Origin of the sequence: Streptomyces sp. SID14436 (genome assembly GCF_010548465.1) — a bacterium.
Classification (GTDB): domain Bacteria; phylum Actinomycetota; class Actinomycetes; order Streptomycetales; family Streptomycetaceae; genus Streptomyces.
On sequence record NZ_JAAGMD010000006.1, the window covers coordinates 1 to 18,640 of the forward strand.

General features: G+C 72.2%; 15 protein-coding genes and 1 riboswitch. Of the genes, 13 read left to right on the forward strand and 2 right to left on the reverse strand.

Annotated features, from left to right (window positions below; translation table 11 throughout):
- The 10 genes from G3I53_RS00355 to G3I53_RS00400 form a co-directional block, all read left to right on the forward strand.
- On the forward strand, positions 1-452 hold a 452-nt coding region (locus tag G3I53_RS00355; protein WP_164437909.1), incomplete at its 5' end, for a PucR family transcriptional regulator.
- A 267-nt stretch (positions 453-719) separates the two neighbouring features.
- Positions 720-2,165, forward strand: a complete 1,446-nt coding sequence (locus G3I53_RS00360; protein ID WP_164334507.1) for an aldehyde dehydrogenase family protein — start codon at positions 720-722, stop codon at positions 2,163-2,165.
- 216 nt (positions 2,166-2,381) lie between these two features.
- The gene (locus G3I53_RS00365; protein WP_164334506.1) at positions 2,382-4,331 is read left to right on the forward strand and encodes an acyl-CoA dehydrogenase family protein; all 1,950 of its coding nucleotides are present in this window, start codon (positions 2,382-2,384) and stop codon (positions 4,329-4,331) included.
- Between the two features lie 101 nt (positions 4,332-4,432).
- Positions 4,433-5,695 carry a 1-deoxy-D-xylulose-5-phosphate reductoisomerase gene (gene dxr, locus G3I53_RS00370; protein ID WP_164334505.1) on the forward strand — a complete coding sequence of 421 codons (1,263 nt, stop codon included), beginning with the start codon at positions 4,433-4,435 and terminating at the stop codon, positions 5,693-5,695.
- A gap of 8 nt (positions 5,696-5,703) precedes the next feature.
- A complete protein-coding gene (locus G3I53_RS00375) occupies positions 5,704-6,996 on the forward strand; it encodes a site-2 protease family protein (RefSeq protein ID WP_203591921.1) in 1,293 nt (430 codons plus the stop codon).
- A gap of 183 nt (positions 6,997-7,179) precedes the next feature.
- Positions 7,180-8,334, forward strand: coding sequence for a flavodoxin-dependent (E)-4-hydroxy-3-methylbut-2-enyl-diphosphate synthase (ispG, locus tag G3I53_RS00380; RefSeq protein ID WP_164437910.1), 1,155 nt, complete (start codon positions 7,180-7,182; stop codon positions 8,332-8,334).
- A gap of 29 nt (positions 8,335-8,363) precedes the next feature.
- The gene (gene dxs / locus G3I53_RS00385) at positions 8,364-10,367 is read left to right on the forward strand and encodes a 1-deoxy-D-xylulose-5-phosphate synthase (RefSeq protein ID WP_343239704.1); all 2,004 of its coding nucleotides are present in this window, start codon (positions 8,364-8,366) and stop codon (positions 10,365-10,367) included.
- Positions 10,364-11,782, forward strand: coding sequence for an aspartate aminotransferase family protein (locus G3I53_RS00390; RefSeq protein WP_164338084.1), 1,419 nt, complete (start codon positions 10,364-10,366; stop codon positions 11,780-11,782). Before dxs ends, G3I53_RS00390 begins: the two co-directional genes overlap by 4 nt.
- Before the next feature lie 102 nt (positions 11,783-11,884).
- Positions 11,885-12,508, forward strand: a complete 624-nt coding sequence (locus tag G3I53_RS00395) for an XRE family transcriptional regulator (RefSeq protein ID WP_164338083.1) — start codon at positions 11,885-11,887, stop codon at positions 12,506-12,508.
- Positions 12,505-12,627 (forward strand): DUF6126 family protein, encoded by a 123-nt coding sequence (locus G3I53_RS00400; protein ID WP_164338082.1) that lies wholly within the window; start codon positions 12,505-12,507, stop codon positions 12,625-12,627. Before G3I53_RS00395 ends, G3I53_RS00400 begins: the two co-directional genes overlap by 4 nt.
- 46 nt (positions 12,628-12,673) lie before the next feature.
- Here G3I53_RS00400 and G3I53_RS00405 read toward each other — a convergent pair whose 3' ends face one another.
- The gene (locus G3I53_RS00405; protein WP_164338081.1) at positions 12,674-13,471 is read right to left on the reverse strand and encodes a tyrosine-protein phosphatase; all 798 of its coding nucleotides are present in this window, start codon (positions 13,469-13,471) and stop codon (positions 12,674-12,676) included.
- A 402-nt stretch (positions 13,472-13,873) separates the two neighbouring features.
- A riboswitch (cyclic di-AMP (ydaO/yuaA leader) is annotated at positions 13,874-14,040 on the forward strand.
- A 4-nt stretch (positions 14,041-14,044) separates the two neighbouring features.
- Here G3I53_RS00405 and G3I53_RS00410 point away from each other — a divergent pair.
- Together G3I53_RS00410 and G3I53_RS00415 are read left to right on the forward strand one after the other, a co-directional pair.
- Positions 14,045-14,989 (forward strand): M23 family metallopeptidase, encoded by a 945-nt coding sequence (locus G3I53_RS00410; protein WP_164338080.1) that lies wholly within the window; start codon positions 14,045-14,047, stop codon positions 14,987-14,989.
- A gap of 201 nt (positions 14,990-15,190) precedes the next feature.
- Positions 15,191-15,979 (forward strand): SGNH/GDSL hydrolase family protein, encoded by a 789-nt coding sequence (locus G3I53_RS00415; RefSeq protein WP_343240529.1) that lies wholly within the window; start codon positions 15,191-15,193, stop codon positions 15,977-15,979.
- An 82-nt stretch (positions 15,980-16,061) separates the two neighbouring features.
- Here G3I53_RS00415 and G3I53_RS00420 read toward each other — a convergent pair whose 3' ends face one another.
- Positions 16,062-16,682 carry a TetR family transcriptional regulator C-terminal domain-containing protein gene (locus tag G3I53_RS00420; protein WP_164337894.1) on the reverse strand — a complete coding sequence of 207 codons (621 nt, stop codon included), beginning with the start codon at positions 16,680-16,682 and terminating at the stop codon, positions 16,062-16,064.
- 219 nt (positions 16,683-16,901) lie between these two features.
- Here G3I53_RS00420 and G3I53_RS00425 point away from each other — a divergent pair, with 219 nt between their 5' ends.
- Positions 16,902-18,170 carry an MBL fold metallo-hydrolase gene (locus G3I53_RS00425; RefSeq protein WP_164437911.1) on the forward strand — a complete coding sequence of 423 codons (1,269 nt, stop codon included), beginning with the start codon at positions 16,902-16,904 and terminating at the stop codon, positions 18,168-18,170.
- Positions 18,171-18,640: the final 470 nt, after the last annotated feature.

Here is an 18,640-nt window from a genome sequence, read left to right on the forward strand (position 1 = left end):
CCCGGCCCCTCGTGGGCGCCGACGAGGGCGACCTGGTCGTGGGCCTGTCGGCGCCGGCCGGGCCGATAGCCGCGTCGGCCGCGTACAAGCAGGCCGGGCAGGCCCTGTCGGTGGCCCGGCGGCGCGGCCGGGTCCTCGTCGAGCACGAACAGATGGCCGCCGGGTCCGTCCTCCCGCTCCTCGCCGACGACGCGGTCCGGGCCTTCGCCGACGGACTGCTGCGGGCCCTGCACGAGCACGACGCGACCGGGCGCGGCGACCTCGTCGCCTCGCTGCGCGCCTGGCTGTCCCGCCACGGCCAGTGGGACGCCGCCGCGGCCGACCTGGGCGTGCACCGCCACACCCTGCGCTACCGCATGCGCCGCGTCGAGGAGATCCTCGGCCGCTCCCTGGACGACCCCGACGTCCGCATGGAACTGTGGCTGGCCCTCAAGGCGACGTCGGCCGACTGACGGGCGGAGCGACAAGCCGACCGACAGGCCGAGCGACAGGCCGACCGAGAGGCCGAGCGAGAGGCCGAGCGACGGGCCGCCGGCCGGCGCCCGGGTGTCCGGGTCCCGGAGCTCCGCCCCCGCCCCGCCGAACAGTCGTGCGTTCGCCAAAGCGGCGTGGCCGCTCACCCGACTGCTACGGCTCGGACAAACGACCGTCCACCGGCCCGCCCCTACCGTGGTTTTCACCGATCCATGTACCCACCAACGCGGAAGGGCCGGGACTCCATGACTTCCACCCACGCCTTCTGGCTCGCCGGCCGCCAGGCCACCGGCGAGGCCGACTTCGACGTCACCTCGCCCTGGGACGGCCGGGTCGTCGGCACGGTCAGCGTGCCCACCGACGCCCAGGTCGAAGAGGCCGTGGCCGCCGCGTACGCCGTGCGGGACGCGTTCGCCGCCACCCCCGCCCACGTCCGCGCCGCCGCACTGGACCATGTCAGCCGGCGCCTCGTCGAGCGCACCGAGGAGATCGCCCTGCTGATCTCCGCCGAGAACGGCAAGCCGGTCAAGTGGGCCCGCGGCGAGGTCGGCCGGGCCGTGTCCGTGTTCCGCTTCGCGGCCGAGGAGGCCCGGCGCTTCAACGGCGGCGAGGCCCAGCGGCTCGACACCGACGCCGGCGGCCAGGGACGCCTCGCCTTCACCCGGCGCTTCCCCAAGGGTGTCGTCCTCGGCATCGCGCCCTTCAACTTCCCGCTGAACCTGTGCGCCCACAAGATCGCCCCGGCGATCGCGGCCGGTGCGCCGATCGTCCTCAAGCCGGCCCCGGCGACCCCGCTGTCCGGCCTGATCCTCGGTGAACTGCTCGCCGAGACCGACCTGCCGGCCGGCTCCTGGAGCATCCTGCCGGTGCCGAACGACCGCATGCCCGCCCTCGTGCAGGACGAGCGGCTGCCGGTCATCTCGTTCACCGGCTCCGAGCAGGTCGGCTACGCGATCATGGACTCGGTGCCGCGCAAGCACTGCACCCTGGAGCTGGGCGGCAACGGCGCAGCCGTCGTCCTCGCCGACTTCGCGAGCGACGAGGACCTCGACCGGGCCGCGAGCCGCATCGCCACCTTCTCCAACTACCAGGGCGGCCAGTCCTGCATCTCCGTGCAGCGGGTGATCGCCGACGCGTCCGTGTACGACCGGCTGGTGCCCCGCGTCGTCGCCGCCGTCGAGGCCCAGGTCACCGGGGACCCCAACGACGACAAGACCGACGTCGGCCCGCTGATCAGCGAGGACGCCGCGAAGCGGGTCGAGGCGTGGGTCGACGAGGCGGTCGCCGCGGGCGCCACCCTGCGCACCGGCGGCAAGCGCGACGGCGCCTCGTACGCACCGACCGTGCTGACCGACGTACCGGCCGGCGTGACGCTCTCCTGCGAGGAGGTCTTCGGGCCCGTCCTGACGATGCAGAAGGTGGACGGCGAGGCCGCGGCCTTCGACGCCGTCAACGACTCCAAGTACGGCCTCCAGGCAGGCGTGTTCACCCACGACCTGCAGGCCGCCTTCCGGGCCCACCGGGCCCTGGAGGTCGGCGGCGTGGTCATCGGCGACGTGCCGTCCTACCGCGCCGACCAGATGCCCTACGGCGGCGCCAAGCAGTCCGGCGTGGGCCGTGAGGGCGTCAGGTTCGCGATGGAGGACTACACCTACGAGCGCGTGATGGTGCTGACCGGCCTCGCGCTCTGAGCCCCCTGCCGTCCCGTCCGAAGGGGCCCGGCACCGGAACCGTCCGGCGCCGGGCCCCTTCGCCGGTGCCCCCGCATCGCGCCCGCCCGGCCGGGCCGGTATCGGCCGAACGGCCGCACGAAGGGTGGTGGGTCCGCTACGAATCGGGTACATACGATCGGGTAGCACCAGTCGGTAACGCACCCACTCCACCCGATTCGCGGCGAGGTGAGCCTCATGTCCGCAGCACCCGGGACATCCCCGGTTCCGACCCGACCCACCGTCACCGAACGTGAGGCCCGGCAGGTCGCGGAGGCCGCCCGGGAACAGGACTGGCGCAAGCCCAGCTTCGCCAAGGAGCTGTTCCTCGGCCGCTTCCGGCTCGACCTGATCCACCCCCACCCGCTGCCCGCCGACGAGGCCGCCCAGCGCGGTGAGGAGTTCCTCGCCAAACTGCGCGACTTCTGCGAGACGAAGATCGACGGCGCCCTCATCGAGCGCGAGGCGCGCATCCCCGACGAGGTGATCAACGGGCTCAAGGAGCTCGGCGCCCTCGGCATGAAGATCGACACCAAGTACGGCGGCCTCGGCCTGACCCAGGTGTACTACAACAGGGCCCTGGCCCTGGTCGGCTCCGCCAGCCCGGCGATCGGCGCGCTGCTCTCCGCCCACCAGTCGATCGGCGTCCCGCAGCCGCTGAAGATCTTCGGCACCCGGGAGCAGCAGGAGAAGTTCCTGCCGCGCTGCGCGCGCACCGACATCTCGGCCTTCCTGCTCACCGAGCCGGACGTCGGCTCCGACCCGGCCCGGCTCGCCACCACCGCCGTGCCCGACGGCGACCACTACGTCCTCGACGGCGTGAAGCTGTGGACCACCAACGGCGTGGTCGCCGACCTCCTCGTCGTCATGGCGCGCGTACCGAAGTCCGAGGGGCACCGGGGCGGCATCACCGCCTTCGTCGTCGAGGCCGGCTCCGAGGGCATCACCGTCGAGAACCGCAACGCCTTCATGGGCCTGCGCGGCCTGGAGAACGGCGTCACCCGCTTCCACCGGGTCCGGGTGCCGGCCGCCCACCGGATCGGTGAGGAGGGCCAGGGCCTCAAGATCGCCCTCACCACCCTCAACACCGGCCGGCTGTCCCTGCCCGCCATGTGCGTCGGCGCCGGCAAGTGGTGCCTGAAGATCGCCCGCGAATGGTCTGCCGCGCGCGAGCAGTGGGGCAAGCCGGTGGCGCTGCACGAGGCGGTCGGCTCGAAGATCTCCTTCATCGCCGCCACCACCTTCGCCCTGGAGGCCGTCCTCGACCTGTCCTCCCAGATGGCCGACGAGGACCGCAACGACATCCGCATCGAGGCCGCCCTCGCCAAGCTGTACGGCTCGGAGATGGCCTGCCTGATGGCCGACGAACTCGTCCAGATCCGCGGCGGACGCGGCTTCGAGACCGCCGACTCGCTGCGGGCGCGCGGTGAACGGGCCGTCCCCGCCGAGCAGATGCTCCGCGACCTGCGCATCAACCGGATCTTCGAGGGCTCCACCGAGATCATGCACCTGCTGATCGCGCGGGAGGCCGTCGACGCCCACCTGTCCGTCGCGGGCGACCTGATCGACCCCGAGAAGTCCCTCGGCGACAAGGCCCGGGCAGGCGCCAACGCGGGCGTCTTCTACGCCAAGTGGCTGCCCCGGCTGGTCGCCGGACCGGGACAGCTCCCCGGCGCGTACGGCGACTTCAAGCACGGCATCGACCTGTCACCGCACCTGCGCTACGTCGAGCGCACCTCCCGCAAGCTGGCCCGCTCCACCTTCTACGCCATGTCCCGCTGGCAGGGGAAGATGGAGACCAAGCAGGGCTTCCTCGGCCGGATCGTCGACATCGGCGCCGAACTGTTCGCCATGAGCGCCGCCTGCGTCCGCGCCGAACTGCTGCGCGCCCGGGGCGAGCACGGCCGCGAGGCGTACCAGCTCGCGGACGCCTTCTGCCGCCAGTCCCGCATCCGGGTCGAGGAACTCTTCGGCCGCCTGTGGACCAACACCGACGACCTCGACCGCAAGGTCGTCAAGGGCGTCCTGTCCGGCACCTACACCTGGCTGGAGCAGGGCGTCGTCGACCCCTCCGGCGACGGCCCCTGGATCGCGGACGCGGCCCCCGGCCCGAGCACGAAGGAGAACGTGCACCGGCCGATCCGCTGACGAACCCACCGGTCCGCGCGGCGGCCGGACGACGACGGACACGGAGGACAGGCTGCCGGGGCGGGGCCCGGCAGCCTCCGCGACCCGACACAATAGAGCCCATGACCGACGCTCCAGCTCCCCTGGCCGATCCTCATCTGGTGTACGACCCCGTGACGGGGGACGGCCCGAAGGACGTGGCGATCCTCGGCTCCACCGGGTCGATCGGCACCCAGGCCATCGACCTCGTGCTGCGCAACCCCGACCGCTTCCGGGTCACCGGCCTGTCCGCCCACGGCAGCCGGACCGCCCTCCTCGCCGAGCAGGCCCACCGGCTGCGGGTGCGCACGGTCGCCGTCGCCCGCCAGGACGCCGTACCGGCGCTGCGCGAGGCGCTGTCGGCGCGGTACGGCGCGGGGGAGCCGCTGCCGGAGATCCTCGCCGGGCCCGACGCGGCCACCGAGGTCGCCGCCTCCGACTGCCACACCGTCCTGAACGGCATCACCGGCTCCATCGGCCTCGCCCCGACCCTCGCCGCCCTGGAGGCGGGCCGCACTCTCGCGCTCGCCAACAAGGAGTCGCTCATCGTGGGCGGCCCGCTGGTGAAGGCGCTGGCCGAGCCCGGTCAGATCATCCCGGTGGACTCCGAGCACGCGGCGCTGTTCCAGGCGCTCGCCGCCGGCACCCGCGCCGACGTCCGCAAGCTGGTGGTCACCGCCTCCGGCGGTCCCTTCCGCGGCCGGACCCGCGCCGAGCTGGCCGACGTCACCGTCGACGACGCCCTCGCCCACCCCACCTGGGCCATGGGCCCGGTGATCACGATCAACTCCGCGACCCTCGTCAACAAGGGCCTGGAGGTGATCGAGGCGCACCTGCTGTACGACATTCCCTTCGACCGCATTGAGGTCGTCGTGCACCCGCAGTCGTATGTCCACTCGATGGTTGAGTTCACGGACGGATCGACACTGGCCCAGGCGACGCCCCCCGACATGCGGGGCCCCATCGCCATCGGCCTCGGCTGGCCCGAAAGGGTCCCCGACGCGGCCCCGGTCTTCGACTGGAGCAAGGCGTCCACCTGGGAGTTCTTCCCCCTGGACAACGAGGCGTTCCCCTCGGTGAACCTCGCCCGGCACGTGGGCGAGCTCGCGGGCACCGCCCCGGCGGTGTTCAATGCCGCCAACGAGGAGTGCGTGGAGGCCTTCCGGGCCGGCACGCTGCCGTTCAACGGCATCATCGAGACCGTCACGCGGGTGGTCGAGGAGCACGGCACCCCGCGGCCGGGAACCTCGCTGACGGTGTCGGACGTCCTCGAAGCGGAGACCTGGGCCCGGGCACGGGTGCGGGAACTGACAGTCCGGACGGCGAGCGCGGAGGCGCGTGCATGACGACCCTGATGTTCATCCTCGGCATAGTCGTCTTCGCGGTCGGCCTGCTGTTCTCCATCGCCTGGCACGAACTGGGCCACCTGTCGACGGCCAAGATGTTCGGCATCCGCGTGCCGCAGTACATGGTCGGCTTCGGCCCGACCCTGTGGTCGCGGCAGCGGGGCGAGACCGAGTACGGCGTCAAGGCGATCCCGTTCGGCGGCTACATCCGCATGATCGGCATGTTCCCGCCCGGACCCGACGGACGGCTGGAGGCCCGCTCCACCTCCCCGTGGCGCGGCATGATCGAGGACGCCCGCTCGGCGGCCTTCGAGGAACTGCAGCCCGGCGACGACAAGCGGCTGTTCTACACGCGCAGGCCGTGGAAACGGGTCGTCGTCATGTTCGCCGGCCCCTTCATGAACCTCGTCCTGGCCGTGGCGCTGTTCCTCACCGTCCTCATGGGCTTCGGGATCCAGCAGCAGACCACCACCGTCAGCTCGGTCTCGCCGTGCGTCATCTCCCAGAGCGAGAACCGCGACAAGTGCGCCCCGTCCGACCCCGAGTCCCCGGCCGAGGCGGCCGGCATGAAGGCGGGCGACCGCATCGTCGCGTTCGACGGCGTGCGCACCGAGGACTGGGCCACCCTCTCCGACCTCATCCGGGACAGCGCCGGCAAGGAGGTGCCGATCGTCGTCGACCGCAAGGGCGAGGAGGTCACCCTCCAGGCGAAGATCGCCACCAACCTGGTCGCCAAGAAGGACGGCAACGGCACCTACGTCGAGGGCGAGTACGTCAAGGCGGGCTTCCTCGGCTTCAGCGCGGCCACCGGCGTCGTGAAACAGGACTTCGGCGAATCCGTGGTCTGGATGACCGACCGGGTCGGCGACGCCGTCGACTCCCTCGCCGCCCTGCCGTCGAAGGTGCCCGCCCTGTGGAACGCCGCCTTCGGCGACGGCCCGCGCGAACCCGACTCCCCGATGGGCGTCGTCGGCGCGGCCCGGGTGGGCGGCGAGATCGCCACGCTGGAGATCCCCGCCTCCCAGCAGATGGCCATGTTCGTGATGCTGCTCGGCGGCTTCAACCTCTCCCTGTTCCTGTTCAACATGCTCCCGCTGCTCCCGCTCGACGGCGGACACATCGCGGGCGCACTGTGGGAGTCGCTGCGCCGCAACCTCGCCCGGGTGCTGCGCCGCCCCGACCCGGGACCGTTCGACGTGGCGAAACTGATGCCGGTGGCCTACGTGGTGGCCGGGATCTTCGTCTGCTTCACACTGCTCGTCCTCGTCGCCGACGTCGTCAATCCGGTCCGCATCTCCTAGGCCCGCCCGGCCGCACGTTCCCCTCACGACGGCCCGGAACCGCCCGGTTCCGGGCCGTCGTCCTTTGGATGGGTTTACCGGCGGGATGTGCCCGGCCGCGGGCCCGTACCGTAATCTCGGGACCCGGAGCCCGCTGCTCACCGGGAGCCGGACCTTGATCCACGACTTGGGGTTGCACAGCAGATGACTGCGATTTCTCTCGGCATGCCGTCCGTTCCGATCAAGCTGGCCGAGCGCCGCAGGAGCCGCAGGATCCAGGTCGGGTCGGTGGCGGTCGGTGGTGACGCGCCGGTGTCGGTGCAGTCGATGACGACGACGCGGACGTCGGACATCGGGGCGACGCTGCAGCAGATCGCGGAGCTGACGGCGTCGGGGTGCCAGATCGTGCGGGTGGCGTGTCCGACGCAGGACGACGCGGACGCGCTGTCGGTGATCGCGGGCAAGTCGCAGATCCCGGTGATCGCGGACATTCATTTCCAGCCGAAGTACGTGTTCGCGGCGATCGAGGCCGGGTGCGCGGCGGTGCGGGTGAATCCGGGCAACATCAAGAAGTTCGACGATCAGGTCAAGGAGATCGCGCGGGCGGCGGGGGAGCGGGGCACGCCGATCCGGATCGGGGTGAACGCGGGGTCGCTGGACCGGCGGCTGCTGCAGAAGTACGGCAAGGCGACGCCGGAGGCGCTGGTGGAGTCGGCGCTGTGGGAGGCGTCGCTGTTCGAGGAGCACGGGTTCCGGGACATCAAGATCTCGGTGAAGCACAACGACCCGGTGGTGATGATCGAGGCGTACCGGCAGCTGGCGGAGCAGTGCGACTATCCGTTGCATCTGGGGGTGACGGAGGCGGGTCCGGCGTTCCAGGGGACGGTGAAGTCGGCGGTGGCGTTCGGTGCGTTGCTGTCGCAGGGGATCGGGGACACGATCCGGGTGTCGTTGTCGGCGCCGCCGGTGGAGGAGATCAAGGTCGGCAATCAGATCCTGGAGTCGCTGGGGCTGCGGCAGCGGGGTCTGGAGATCGTGTCGTGTCCGTCGTGCGGGCGGGCGCAGGTGGATGTGTACAAGCTGGCCGAGGAGGTCACGGCGGGTCTGACGGGGATGGACGTGCCGTTGCGGGTGGCGGTGATGGGCTGTGTCGTCAACGGTCCGGGTGAGGCCCGTGAGGCCGATCTGGGGGTGGCGTCGGGTAACGGCAAGGGGCAGATCTTCGTCAAGGGCGAGGTCATCAAGACGGTGCCGGAGTCGAAGATCGTGGAGACGCTGATCGAAGAGGCGATGCGGATCGCCGAACAGATGGAGAAGGACGGCGTCGCGGCGGGGGAGCCGGCCGTCACCGTGAGCTGAACAGCACGGAATGCGAAGGGGGCCCGACCGTGTCGATCCTGGAGAGCATCCGACAACCACGCGACCTGAAGGCGCTGTCCGCGGCACAACTCACCGAACTGTCCGCCGAGATCAGGGAGTTCCTGGTGCAGGCCGTCGCCAGGACCGGCGGCCACCTCGGACCCAACCTGGGCGTGGTGGAACTCACCGTCGCCCTGCACCGGGTCTTCGAGTCACCGGCCGACCGCATCCTCTGGGACACGGGCCACCAGTCCTACGTCCACAAGCTGCTGACCGGCCGTCAGGACTTCTCCAAGCTGCGCGGCAAGGGGGGCCTGTCCGGCTATCCCTCCCGCGAGGAGTCCGTGCACGACGTCATCGAGAACAGCCACGCCTCAACCGCCCTCGGCTGGGCCGACGGCCTCGCCAAGGCCCACCGGGTGCAGGGCGGCACCGGGCACGTGGTCGCCGTGATCGGCGACGGCGCCCTCACCGGCGGCATGGCCTGGGAGGCGCTCAACAACATCGCCGCCGCCAAGGACCGCCCGCTGATCATCGTCGTCAACGACAACGAGCGTTCCTACGCGCCCACCATCGGCGGCCTCGCCAACCACCTCGCCGCCCTGCGCACCACCGACGGCTACGAACGGGTGCTGGCCTGGGGCAAGGACGTGCTCCAGCGCACCCCGGTGGTCGGCGGCACCGTCTACGAGGCCCTGCACGGCGCGAAGAAGGGCTTCAAGGACGCCTTCGCGCCCCAGGGGCTCTTCGAGGACCTGGGCCTGAAGTACGTCGGCCCGATCGACGGCCACGACATCGGGGCCGTGGAGTCCGCGCTGCGCCGGGCCAAACGCTTCCACGGCCCGGTCCTGGTCCACTGCCTCACCGAGAAGGGCCGCGGCTACGAGCCCGCCCTCGCCCACGAGGAGGACCACTTCCACACCGTCGGCGTGATGGACCCGCTCACCTGCGCCCCGCTGTCGCCGTCCGGCGGGCCGTCCTGGACGTCGGTGTTCGGCGAGGAGATCGTCCGGATCGGCGAGGAACGCGAGGACGTGGTCGCGATCACCGCCGCCATGCTCCACCCGGTCGGCCTCGGCGCCTTCGCCGCGCGGTTCCCGGACCGGGTGTGGGACGTCGGCATCGCCGAGCAGCACGCCACCGTGTCCGCGGCGGGCCTGGCCACCGGCGGCCTGCACCCGGTCGTCGCCGTCTACGCCACCTTCCTCAACCGCGCCTTCGACCAGCTGCTGATGGATGTCGCGCTGCACCGCTGCGGGGTCACGTTCGTGCTGGACCGGGCCGGTGTCACCGGGGCCGACGGCCCCTCGCACAACGGCATGTGGGACCTGTCCGTGCTCCAGGTCGTGCCCGGCCTGCGCATCGCGGCCCCCCGGGACGCCGACCAGCTGCGCGCCCAGCTGCGCGAGGCGGTCGCCGTCGACGACGCGCCGACCCTGCTGCGCTTCCCCAAGGAGTCGGTCGGCCCCTGCGTCCCCGCCGTCGACCGGATCGGCGGCATGGACGTGCTGCACCGCGCCGACGCCCCCGAGGTGCTGCTGGTGGCCGTCGGCGTGATGGCGCCCGTGTGTCTGCGGGCCGCCGAACTGCTTCAGGCCCGCGGCATCGCCTGCACGGTGGTGGACCCCCGCTGGGTCAAGCCCGTGGACCCGGAGCTGCCCGCTCTGGCCGCCCGGCACCGTCTGGTGGCCGTCGTCGAGGACAACAGCCGCGCGGCCGGGGTGGGTTCGGCCGTGGCGCTGGCACTGGGCGACGCCGAGGTCGACGTGCCGGTCCGGCGGTTCGGCATCCCGGAGCAGTTCCTCGCCCACGCCAAACGGGCGGAGGTGCTCGCCGACATCGGTCTGACCCCGGTCGACGTGGCCGGCCGGATCGGCGCGAGCCTCGCCGTGCGGCAGGAGCGGCGGGCCGCGGAGCCCGCGGCGCAGCAGGAGAAACGGGCCGCGGGCCCCGCCGAGCGGCAAGCGGAGCGGAAGAAGGCCCGGCCGTCCACACCGTCCCAGCCACCACAGCCACAGGAGCACCAGGCATGACCACCGCGGAGTCCGCGTCGGAGTCGTCGCAGACCGGGGAGTTCGACCTCGGCGCGCTGCTCGCCGAGCGCGGGGCCGAGCGCTACGAGCTGCACACCCGGTACCTCAACCACCAGCTCCCGCGCATGCTGCACACCATCGGCTTCGACAAGGTCTACGAGCGCGCCGAGGGCGCCCACTTCTGGGACGCCGACGGCAACGACCACCTGGACATGCTCGCCGGGTTCGGGGTGATGGGCCTGGGGCGCCACCACCCCGTGATCCGCAAGGCGCTGCACGACGTGCTGGACGCCTCGCTGGCCGACCTCACCCGTTTCGACTGCCAGCCGCTGCCCGGGCTGCTGGCCGAGAAGCTGCTCGCGCACAGCCCGCACCTGGACCGGGTCTTCTTCGGCAACAGCGGCACCGAGGCGGTGGAGGGCGCGCTGAAGTTCGCCCGGTTCGTCACCGGCAGACCGCGCGTCCTGTACTGCGAGCACGCCTTCCACGGCCTGACCACCGGCTCCCTGTCGGTCAACGGCGAGGACGGTTTCCGGGACGGTTTCGCCCCGCTGCTGCCCGACACCGCCGTGCCGCTCGGCGACCTGGACGCCCTGGAGCGGGAGCTGCGCAAGGGGGACGTGGCCGCCCTGATCGTCGAGCCCGTCCAGGGCAAGGGCGTGCACGAGGCGCCCCCCGGCTACCTGCGGGCCGCGCAGGAGCTGCTGCACCGGCACAAGGCGCTGCTGATCGCCGACGAGGTGCAGACCGGGCTCGGCCGCACCGGGGACTTCTACGCCTACCAGCACGAGGAGGGCGTGGAGCCGGACCTGGTGTGCGTGGCCAAGGCGCTCTCCGGCGGCTACGTACCGGTGGGAGCCACCCTCGGCAAGGACTGGATCTTCAAGAAGGTCTACTCGTCCATGGACCGGGTGCTGGTCCACTCGGCCAGCTTCGGGTCCAACGCCCAGGCCATGGCGGCCGGCCTGGCGGTGCTGTCGGTCATGGAGAACGAGCAGATCGTCGCCAACGTGCGCAGGACGGGCGAGCTGCTGCGGTCGCGGCTGGCGGCCCTGACCGAGAAGTACGAGATGCTCGCCGAGATCCGCGGCCGGGGGCTGATGATCGGCATCGAGTTCGGCCGGCCCCGTTCGCTGAAGCTGCGCGGCCACTGGGCCATGCTGCAGGCCGCCCGCAAGGGCCTGTTCGCGCAGATGGTGGTCGTGCCGCTGCTCCAGCGGCACCGGATCCTCACCCAGGTGTCCGGTGACCACATGGAGGTGATCAAACTGATCCCGCCGCTGATCATCGGCGAGCCGGAGGTGGACCGCTTCGTGGACGCCTTCACCGCGGTGATGGACGACGCCCACCAGGGCGGCGGCCTGGTGTGGGACTTCGGCAGGACGCTGGTGAAGCAGGCGATCGCCAACCGCTGACCGGCGGGCCCGTGTCCTGCTGTCGCCGACATCAGGACGCCCCTTTTTGCCTCTGAGGCAAAAAATTTGCCCGTCGGGCAAACCAGGGGGCTGAATAGGGGCATGAGCTCCCCCGAGACAGAGCCGTCGGCCGCCCGGCCCGACGCACTGGGTCTGGTCGCGCCGCAGCTGCGGGCGCTGCGGCGCAGGGCCTCCCTCACGCTGGAGGCCGCGGCCCGCGACGCCGGCCTGTCGCCCGCCCACCTCTCGCGGCTGGAGACCGGACAGCGTCAGCCCTCGCTGCCCATGCTGCTGTCCCTCGCCCGCGTCTACGGTACGACGGTCGCCGAACTCCTCGGCGAGGCGGCCCCCGAACGGGATGCCGTGGTGCGCGCCGCCGGGATGGAACCCACGACGGCCGGCGGCTGGACCTACTGGCAGGCGGGCGCGCCCGGGCGCGGCATGCAGGCCCTGCGGGTCCACGTCCCTCACGGTTCGCAGGGCGACATCGTGCGCGTCCACCCCGGCGAGGAGTGGCTGTACGTCCTGCGGGGCCGGCTGCTGCTCCGGCTCGGCGAGACCCTGCACCGGCTCGGCCCGGGCGACAGCGCCCACTTCGACTCGCTCACCCCGCACCGGATCGCCGCGCAGGACCCCGACGGAGTCGAGCTCCTGTTCGTGCATACCCTGCTGCAGAGCCCCTCGGCCGCGCTCTGCCTCGGCCCCGCCCACGGAGATGCCTCGTGAGAAACATGGAAGAGAAGTTCCCGCGCGCCCTGTGGGTGCGCCTGTTCGTCTACGTCGTGGCGGGCCACGTCGTGGCGGGCTTCATCTATCTGCTGTTCACGGTGGGCGCGAAGCAGTAGCGGGCCGTGGGGCGGCCGTGCCCCCGGCCCGCTGCCCGGCCGGGGGTCAGTCCAGCAGGCGCGTGCGCAGCCGCTCCCGGGTCCCGGGTGCGAGGGCGAGCCCCTGCTCCAGGTAGGCGTCGACGCCGCCCCACGTCTCCTCGATGGTCTCCAGCCCCGCCTGAAGGTACTCGGCGCGGGCGTCGAAGAGCGGGTTGAGCAGTTCCATGACCTCGGGGGAGTAGGCCGAGTCGGAGCTTCCGCTGCGGTGCACCTTGTAGCGGCGGTGCCGCTCGTTGGACTTGAGGTAGTCCTCGAAGATCGCGTCGCGCTCCACGCCCACCGCCAGCAGCGTCACGGCCACCGACAGGCCCGCGCGGTCCTTGCCGGCCGCGCAGTGCATCAGCGCGGGCACGCTCTCGTCGGCGAGCGCGTGCAGCACCCGGGAGTGCTCGGCGGTGCGGCCCTTGACGGTCGCCCGGTAGGAGGCGATCATCCGGTCCGCGGCCTTGCCGTCGGCGAGGATCGAACGCAGCTGCTCCAGGTCGCCGTCACGGACCATCCGCCAGAACTCCGCCCCGTCGGCCGGGTCGCTCAGCGGCAGGTTCACGTTGCGCACGCCGGGCAGCGTGACGTCCGGGCCCTCCAGCTTCTGGTCGGCCGCGTTGCGGAAGTCGAAGACGGTGTGCAGTCCCAGGGACGACAGGAAGGCGGCGTCCTCGGCGGTCGCGTGGGCGAGGTGGCCGCTGCGGAACAGCACCCCGTGCCGCACGCGCCGGCCGTCCAGGGTCGGCAGCCCGCCCACGTCACGGAAATTGCGCACCCCGGCCAGCTCGGGTTCGGTCGACGGGATGTGCTGCGTCACGGGGGCTCCTCCCACTCGGCGTCGTCGACGCGGCTCGTCGACGGCACCTCGACGATACGACATCACGAGCCGGGAAGAAGTCCTGATTCGGCGTTTAAGGCGTTCTGTCCGTTTCGGGGAATTCGCCATAACGTGCCCCGATAGAAAGGGAGATGGGAATGGGGCGCGTGAGCATCGTCATAGTGGTGACAACGGGTTGTCGCCATGTTCACGTAATTCCCCTGCCCCACAAGCCTTTTCGGCAATTCACGGGACACGGAATCCACGCACGGTGACAGCAATTGTCCGAGTGGATCACGGAAAAGGGCGTTCAGGGGGAACCCCTCGCTTGTCCCTTTGCGTCTTGGTCGCTTACGTTCGCCACCGATCCGGACGGACGCCTAATCCTGCCGCCGCCCGGAGCCCGCACACTCACTGACCCGTGAACGGCAGGAGCGGGGGACCCACAGGTACGACTGCCTGTTACCGGTCTTCCGGAGAAACAGGCTTGGGGTTAAGCCGCGCCCTGCGCGGCCGGGCATCTCCAGCCCGAACCCGACAGCTCACCTCGCAGGCGCCGGAGAGGAATTCGTCATGCCCGCCAAGGGTAAGCACCGCCGTCCCAGGACCCTGCGTCTCGCCCGTTCCATCGCCGTCGCCGGTACCGGTGGCGCCGCTCTCGCCCTGCCGCTCCTCGGCGCCACCGGCGCCCACGCCGCCACCCCCCAGGCGGCTCCGGAGAAGGCAGTCCAGAGCGTGTCCGCCGGCGCCAAGGCCGACGGCAAGGACACCGCGAAGAACGGCGAGTCCCGCACCTACGTCGTGAAGTCCGGGGACTACCTGGCCAAGATCGCCGACACCGAGAACGTCGACGGCGGCTGGAAGCAGCTCTACGCCGACAACCGCGAGGCCGTCGGTGACGACCCGTCGCTCATCCACCCCGGCCTGAAGCTGTCCATCGACGGCAAGGCCGCGACGGGCGCCCCGAAGAAGTCCTCCTCGGCCCCGTCCGCCCAGGACGCGCCGAAGAAGAAGACCGCGCCCGCCAAGCCCTCCGCCGGCAAGAGCGAGGCCCCGGTCAAGAAGACCGCCCCGCAGTCCACGGGCGCCAACCAGGCCGCCAGTGCCTCCGGTTACACCTCCCCGGTGCCCGGCGGCGGCGTCGGCACCGGCTACAAGGTGGCCGGCGGCATGTGGTCCAGCGGCTACCACACCGGTGTCGACTTCAGCGTCCCGTCCGGCACCTCGCTGAAGGCCGTCGGCTCCGGCACCGTGGTCTCCGCCGGCTGGGCGGGCGCGTACGGCAACGAGGTCGTCATCAAGCTCGACGACGGCCACTACGCCCAGTACGCCCACCTGTCCTCGCTGTCCGTCTCGGCCGGCCAGGCCGTGAGCGCCGGTCAGCAGGTCGGCCTGTCCGGTTCCACCGGCAACTCCACCGGTCCGCACCTGCACTTCGAGATCCGCACCTCGCCGAACTACGGCGCGGACGTGGACCCGGTCTCCTACCTCCGCTCGAAGGGCGTCGCCATCGGCTGACCCCCGCGCCGACCTGCCTGACACGCCGCCGAAGGCCGGACCCCGATCCCCGGGTCGGCCTTCGGCGGTGCACGGGCGCGGGAATCAGCAGGCGGAGTGGTTTATCTCACCGTCCGTCAACCCTTTCCTACGGTCGCGTAGGTCACATTCCAGACGTCATCATGGGTGACCGTGGCAGACGATTCGAGAAGAGACAGCAGAGTGGAATTCGGGTCGTACGTGGCGGTGGGGGACAGCTTCACCGAGGGAGTCGGGGACCCCGGCCCCGACGGCGCGTTCGTCGGCTGGGCCGACCGGCTCGCCGTGCTCCTCGCCGACCGCCGGCCCGAAGGCGCCTTCCAGTACACCAACCTCGCGGTGCGCGGAAAGCTGCTCGACCAGATCGTGGCGGACCAGATCCCGCGGGCGGTCGAGCTCGCCCCGGACCTGGTGTCGATCTGCGCCGGCGGCAACGACATCATCCGGCCGGGCACCGACCCGGACGAGGTGGCCGAGCGGTTCGAGCGGGCCGTCGCGGCACTCGCCGCCGCGTCCGGCACCGTGCTGATCGCCACCGGCTTCGACACCCGGGGCGTGCCCGTGCTCCGCCGGCTGCGCGGCAAGGTCGCCACGTACAACGGACATGTGCGGGCCATCGCCGACCGGTACGGCTGCCCGGTGCTCGACCTGTGGTCGCTGCGCAGCGTCCAGGACCGCAGGGCGTGGGACGCCGACCGGCTGCACCTCTCGCCCGAGGGCCACACCCGCGTGGCGCTCCGGGCGGGCCAGGCCCTCGGCCTGGAGGTCCCGGCCGACCCCGAGCAGCCCTGGCCCCCGCTCCCGGCCCGGGGCACGTTCGACGTCCGGCGGGACGACGTCCAGTGGGCCCGCGAGTACCTGGTGCCCTGGATCGGCCGACGCCTGCGCGGGGAGTCCTCCGGCGACCACGTCACGGCGAAGGGGACGCTGTCCCCGCACGCCATCAAGGAGCGGATCGCCTCGGTGGCGTGACGCGTCGCGCGCGAGCCCGGCGGGCCGTCCCGGACACGGGACACGGCCCGCCGGGCTCGCCGCGTCCGGCCACGGTCACCGGTCAGCGCGCCGAAGCCGTCAGCGCCTCCCGCGCCAGGCCCAGCTCGCGGGCCAGGGCCTCGTCCACCCAGACGAGCGCCCGGCTGCGCGGCACCGCCGCGCCGTACGACGTCATCTGGACCGCGAGCCCGTCGAGCAGTGCGGTCAGCCGCAGGGCCGCACCGGCCGGGTCCGCGCAGCGGAACTCCCCGGCGTCCACGCCCTCGCCGATGACCTCGGTCAGCGCGGCCTTCCACTGCCGGTCGAGGTCCGCGGCGACCTCCCGCAGCACCGGCTCGCGCAACGCCATCGACCAGCTCTCGATCCACAGCCGCCAGCCCTTGGCCGGACCGGTGGGCGCGTACCACCTCACTGCCGAACGCAGCCGGCGCAGGGCCGTCGTGCGCCGGCCCAGCAGCTTGCGCAGATGGGCCAGGTCGGCCTCGGCCGCGTGCGCGAAGGCGGCCGCGACGAGCCGCTCCTTCGTGGAGAAGTGGTAGAGCACCAGCGCGTTGCTCACCCCGAGTGCCGAGGCCACGTCGGAGATGCGGACCGCCGCCGCCCCCCGTGCCTCGATCTGCTCGATGGCCGCCCGCAGCAGCTCCCCGCGCCGCTCCGCCACGCTCAACCGCACCCTCGTCACGCCCGTCACCCTAATCCGGCCCCCCGCCACCGCCCAAGAGGCCCTCGACGGCGGCGGCTTCACGCACCGCGGGGGTACGGCGGGCCGACGGGCGTCCGGGGCGTCCGCGGCCGCCGGGCGTCCACGGCCTGCGGGCCGGGCCCCGCCGGTCCGCACCGAAAGCGATGTCGCACGGGCCGCACATAATGGAAAGTCCGACCGACTCTTCCTGGAGGTGCCGTGGCCGGTTCCCCTTCCCGAAGCTCCGCGCTCCGAGCGCTGCGCCCCGCGGCCTTCGGCGTGGACCCCAGCGGTGAGCGCATGGCGCGCATCCGCAGATCACCGCACTTCCGGGACGGGGTGTTCCAGAATCCCGGCGGCCCCTCGCGGACCCGCCCCTCCGGCTCGGCGCGGGAGCTGGCGAAGGTCTACTTCGACAAGGACCGCCGCGCCCGCCGGGCCCCCCTCGGGACCGTGCCGGTGCACGCCACCACGCTCGCCGACCTCGCCCGCCCGCCGGCCGACGGGCTGCGCCTGACCTGGATGGGCCATTCCGCCGTGCTGGCCGAGATCGACGGGCACCGGGTCCTCTTCGACCCCGTGTGGGGCGAGCGCTGCTCCCCCTTCCCCTTCGTCGGACCGAAGCGGCTGCACCCGGCACCGCTGCCGCTGGCCGCGCTCGGCCCGGTCGACGTCGTGGTGATCTCCCACGACCACTACGACCACCTGGACATGCCCACCATCAAGGCGCTGGCGGACACGGACACCCTGTTCGCCGTGCCGCTCGGCGTCGGAGGCCACCTGGAGCACTGGGGCGTCGCCCCGTCCCGGCTGCGCGAGCTGGACTGGCACGAGTCCACCGAGGTCGGCGGTCTCACCCTCACCGCCACGCCCGCCCGGCACTTCTGCGGCCGGGGCCTGCGCAACACCCAGCACACCCTCTGGGCGTCCTGGGTCGTCGCCGGGGAGCGGCACCGCGTCCACCACAGCGGCGACACCGGCTACTTCGACGGCTTCAAGGACATCGGCGCCGCCCACGGGCCCTTCGACGTGACGATGATCCAGATCGGGGCCTACTCCGACTTCTGGCCGGACATCCACATGACGCCCGAGGAGGGCATGCGGGCCCACGTCGACCTCCAGGGCGGCCGGGCCGGGCACGGCCTGATGCTGCCCATCCACTGGGCCACCTTCAACCTGGCGCCCCACCCGTGGGCCGACCCGGGTGAGGGCACGGTGGCGGCGGCCCGCGCGGCCGGGGCCCGCGTCGCCCTGCCCCGGCCCGGTGAGCCCTTCGAACCCGCCTCCGGGGCGGTGCCCTCGCGGCCGTGGTGGCGTGGGGTGGCGCAGGCGCCGGCGGGCGGCTGGCCGGTGCAGGAGGCGCTCACCGGTGCCGCGATCGGCGTCGCCGGCACCGCGGCAGCCGTGGCCCAGGATGATACGGAGAGTGACAGTTCTGGTGGGGCGTCCGAGGGCGCCGAGGGTGCGCGGGCCCGCCCGGCGGGCTGACGGAGGACGCGCGGACGGCGTGCGACACGAGGCCGGGGAGCGAGGCGCTCCCCGGCCTTCGTCATGACCGCGTGATCGTGAATGACCAGGTCCGACCGCTCTCTGACCACTTCTTGACGGTGCCGTGGCGGGTTTATCGGTCTGTCGTACGAGGCCTCATACCAGAGCGGGACGTCCGCCGTAGGAGTTTGTCAACTGCCCACCGCACATGATGCGGTGGCGACTACGGTGAGTGTCGGTCGGGCGACGCGTGGCCGACATCCGTTCGTCTCTCGAGCCCGGCCGGTACGACGACACCGCGACGACAGCGCGACGACCCGTTCGGCCCGCGCACCGCGCCGCGGGGATCGCGTCAACCACAGGTCGGACCAGGGAGCGGGGACCGGTACGTGCAGGCACAAGGCGGACGAGGGAGCGGGCGGGGCGAGGGGCCCCGCCGCCCGGGCCCGGCCGGCGGCGCCCCGGGCAGG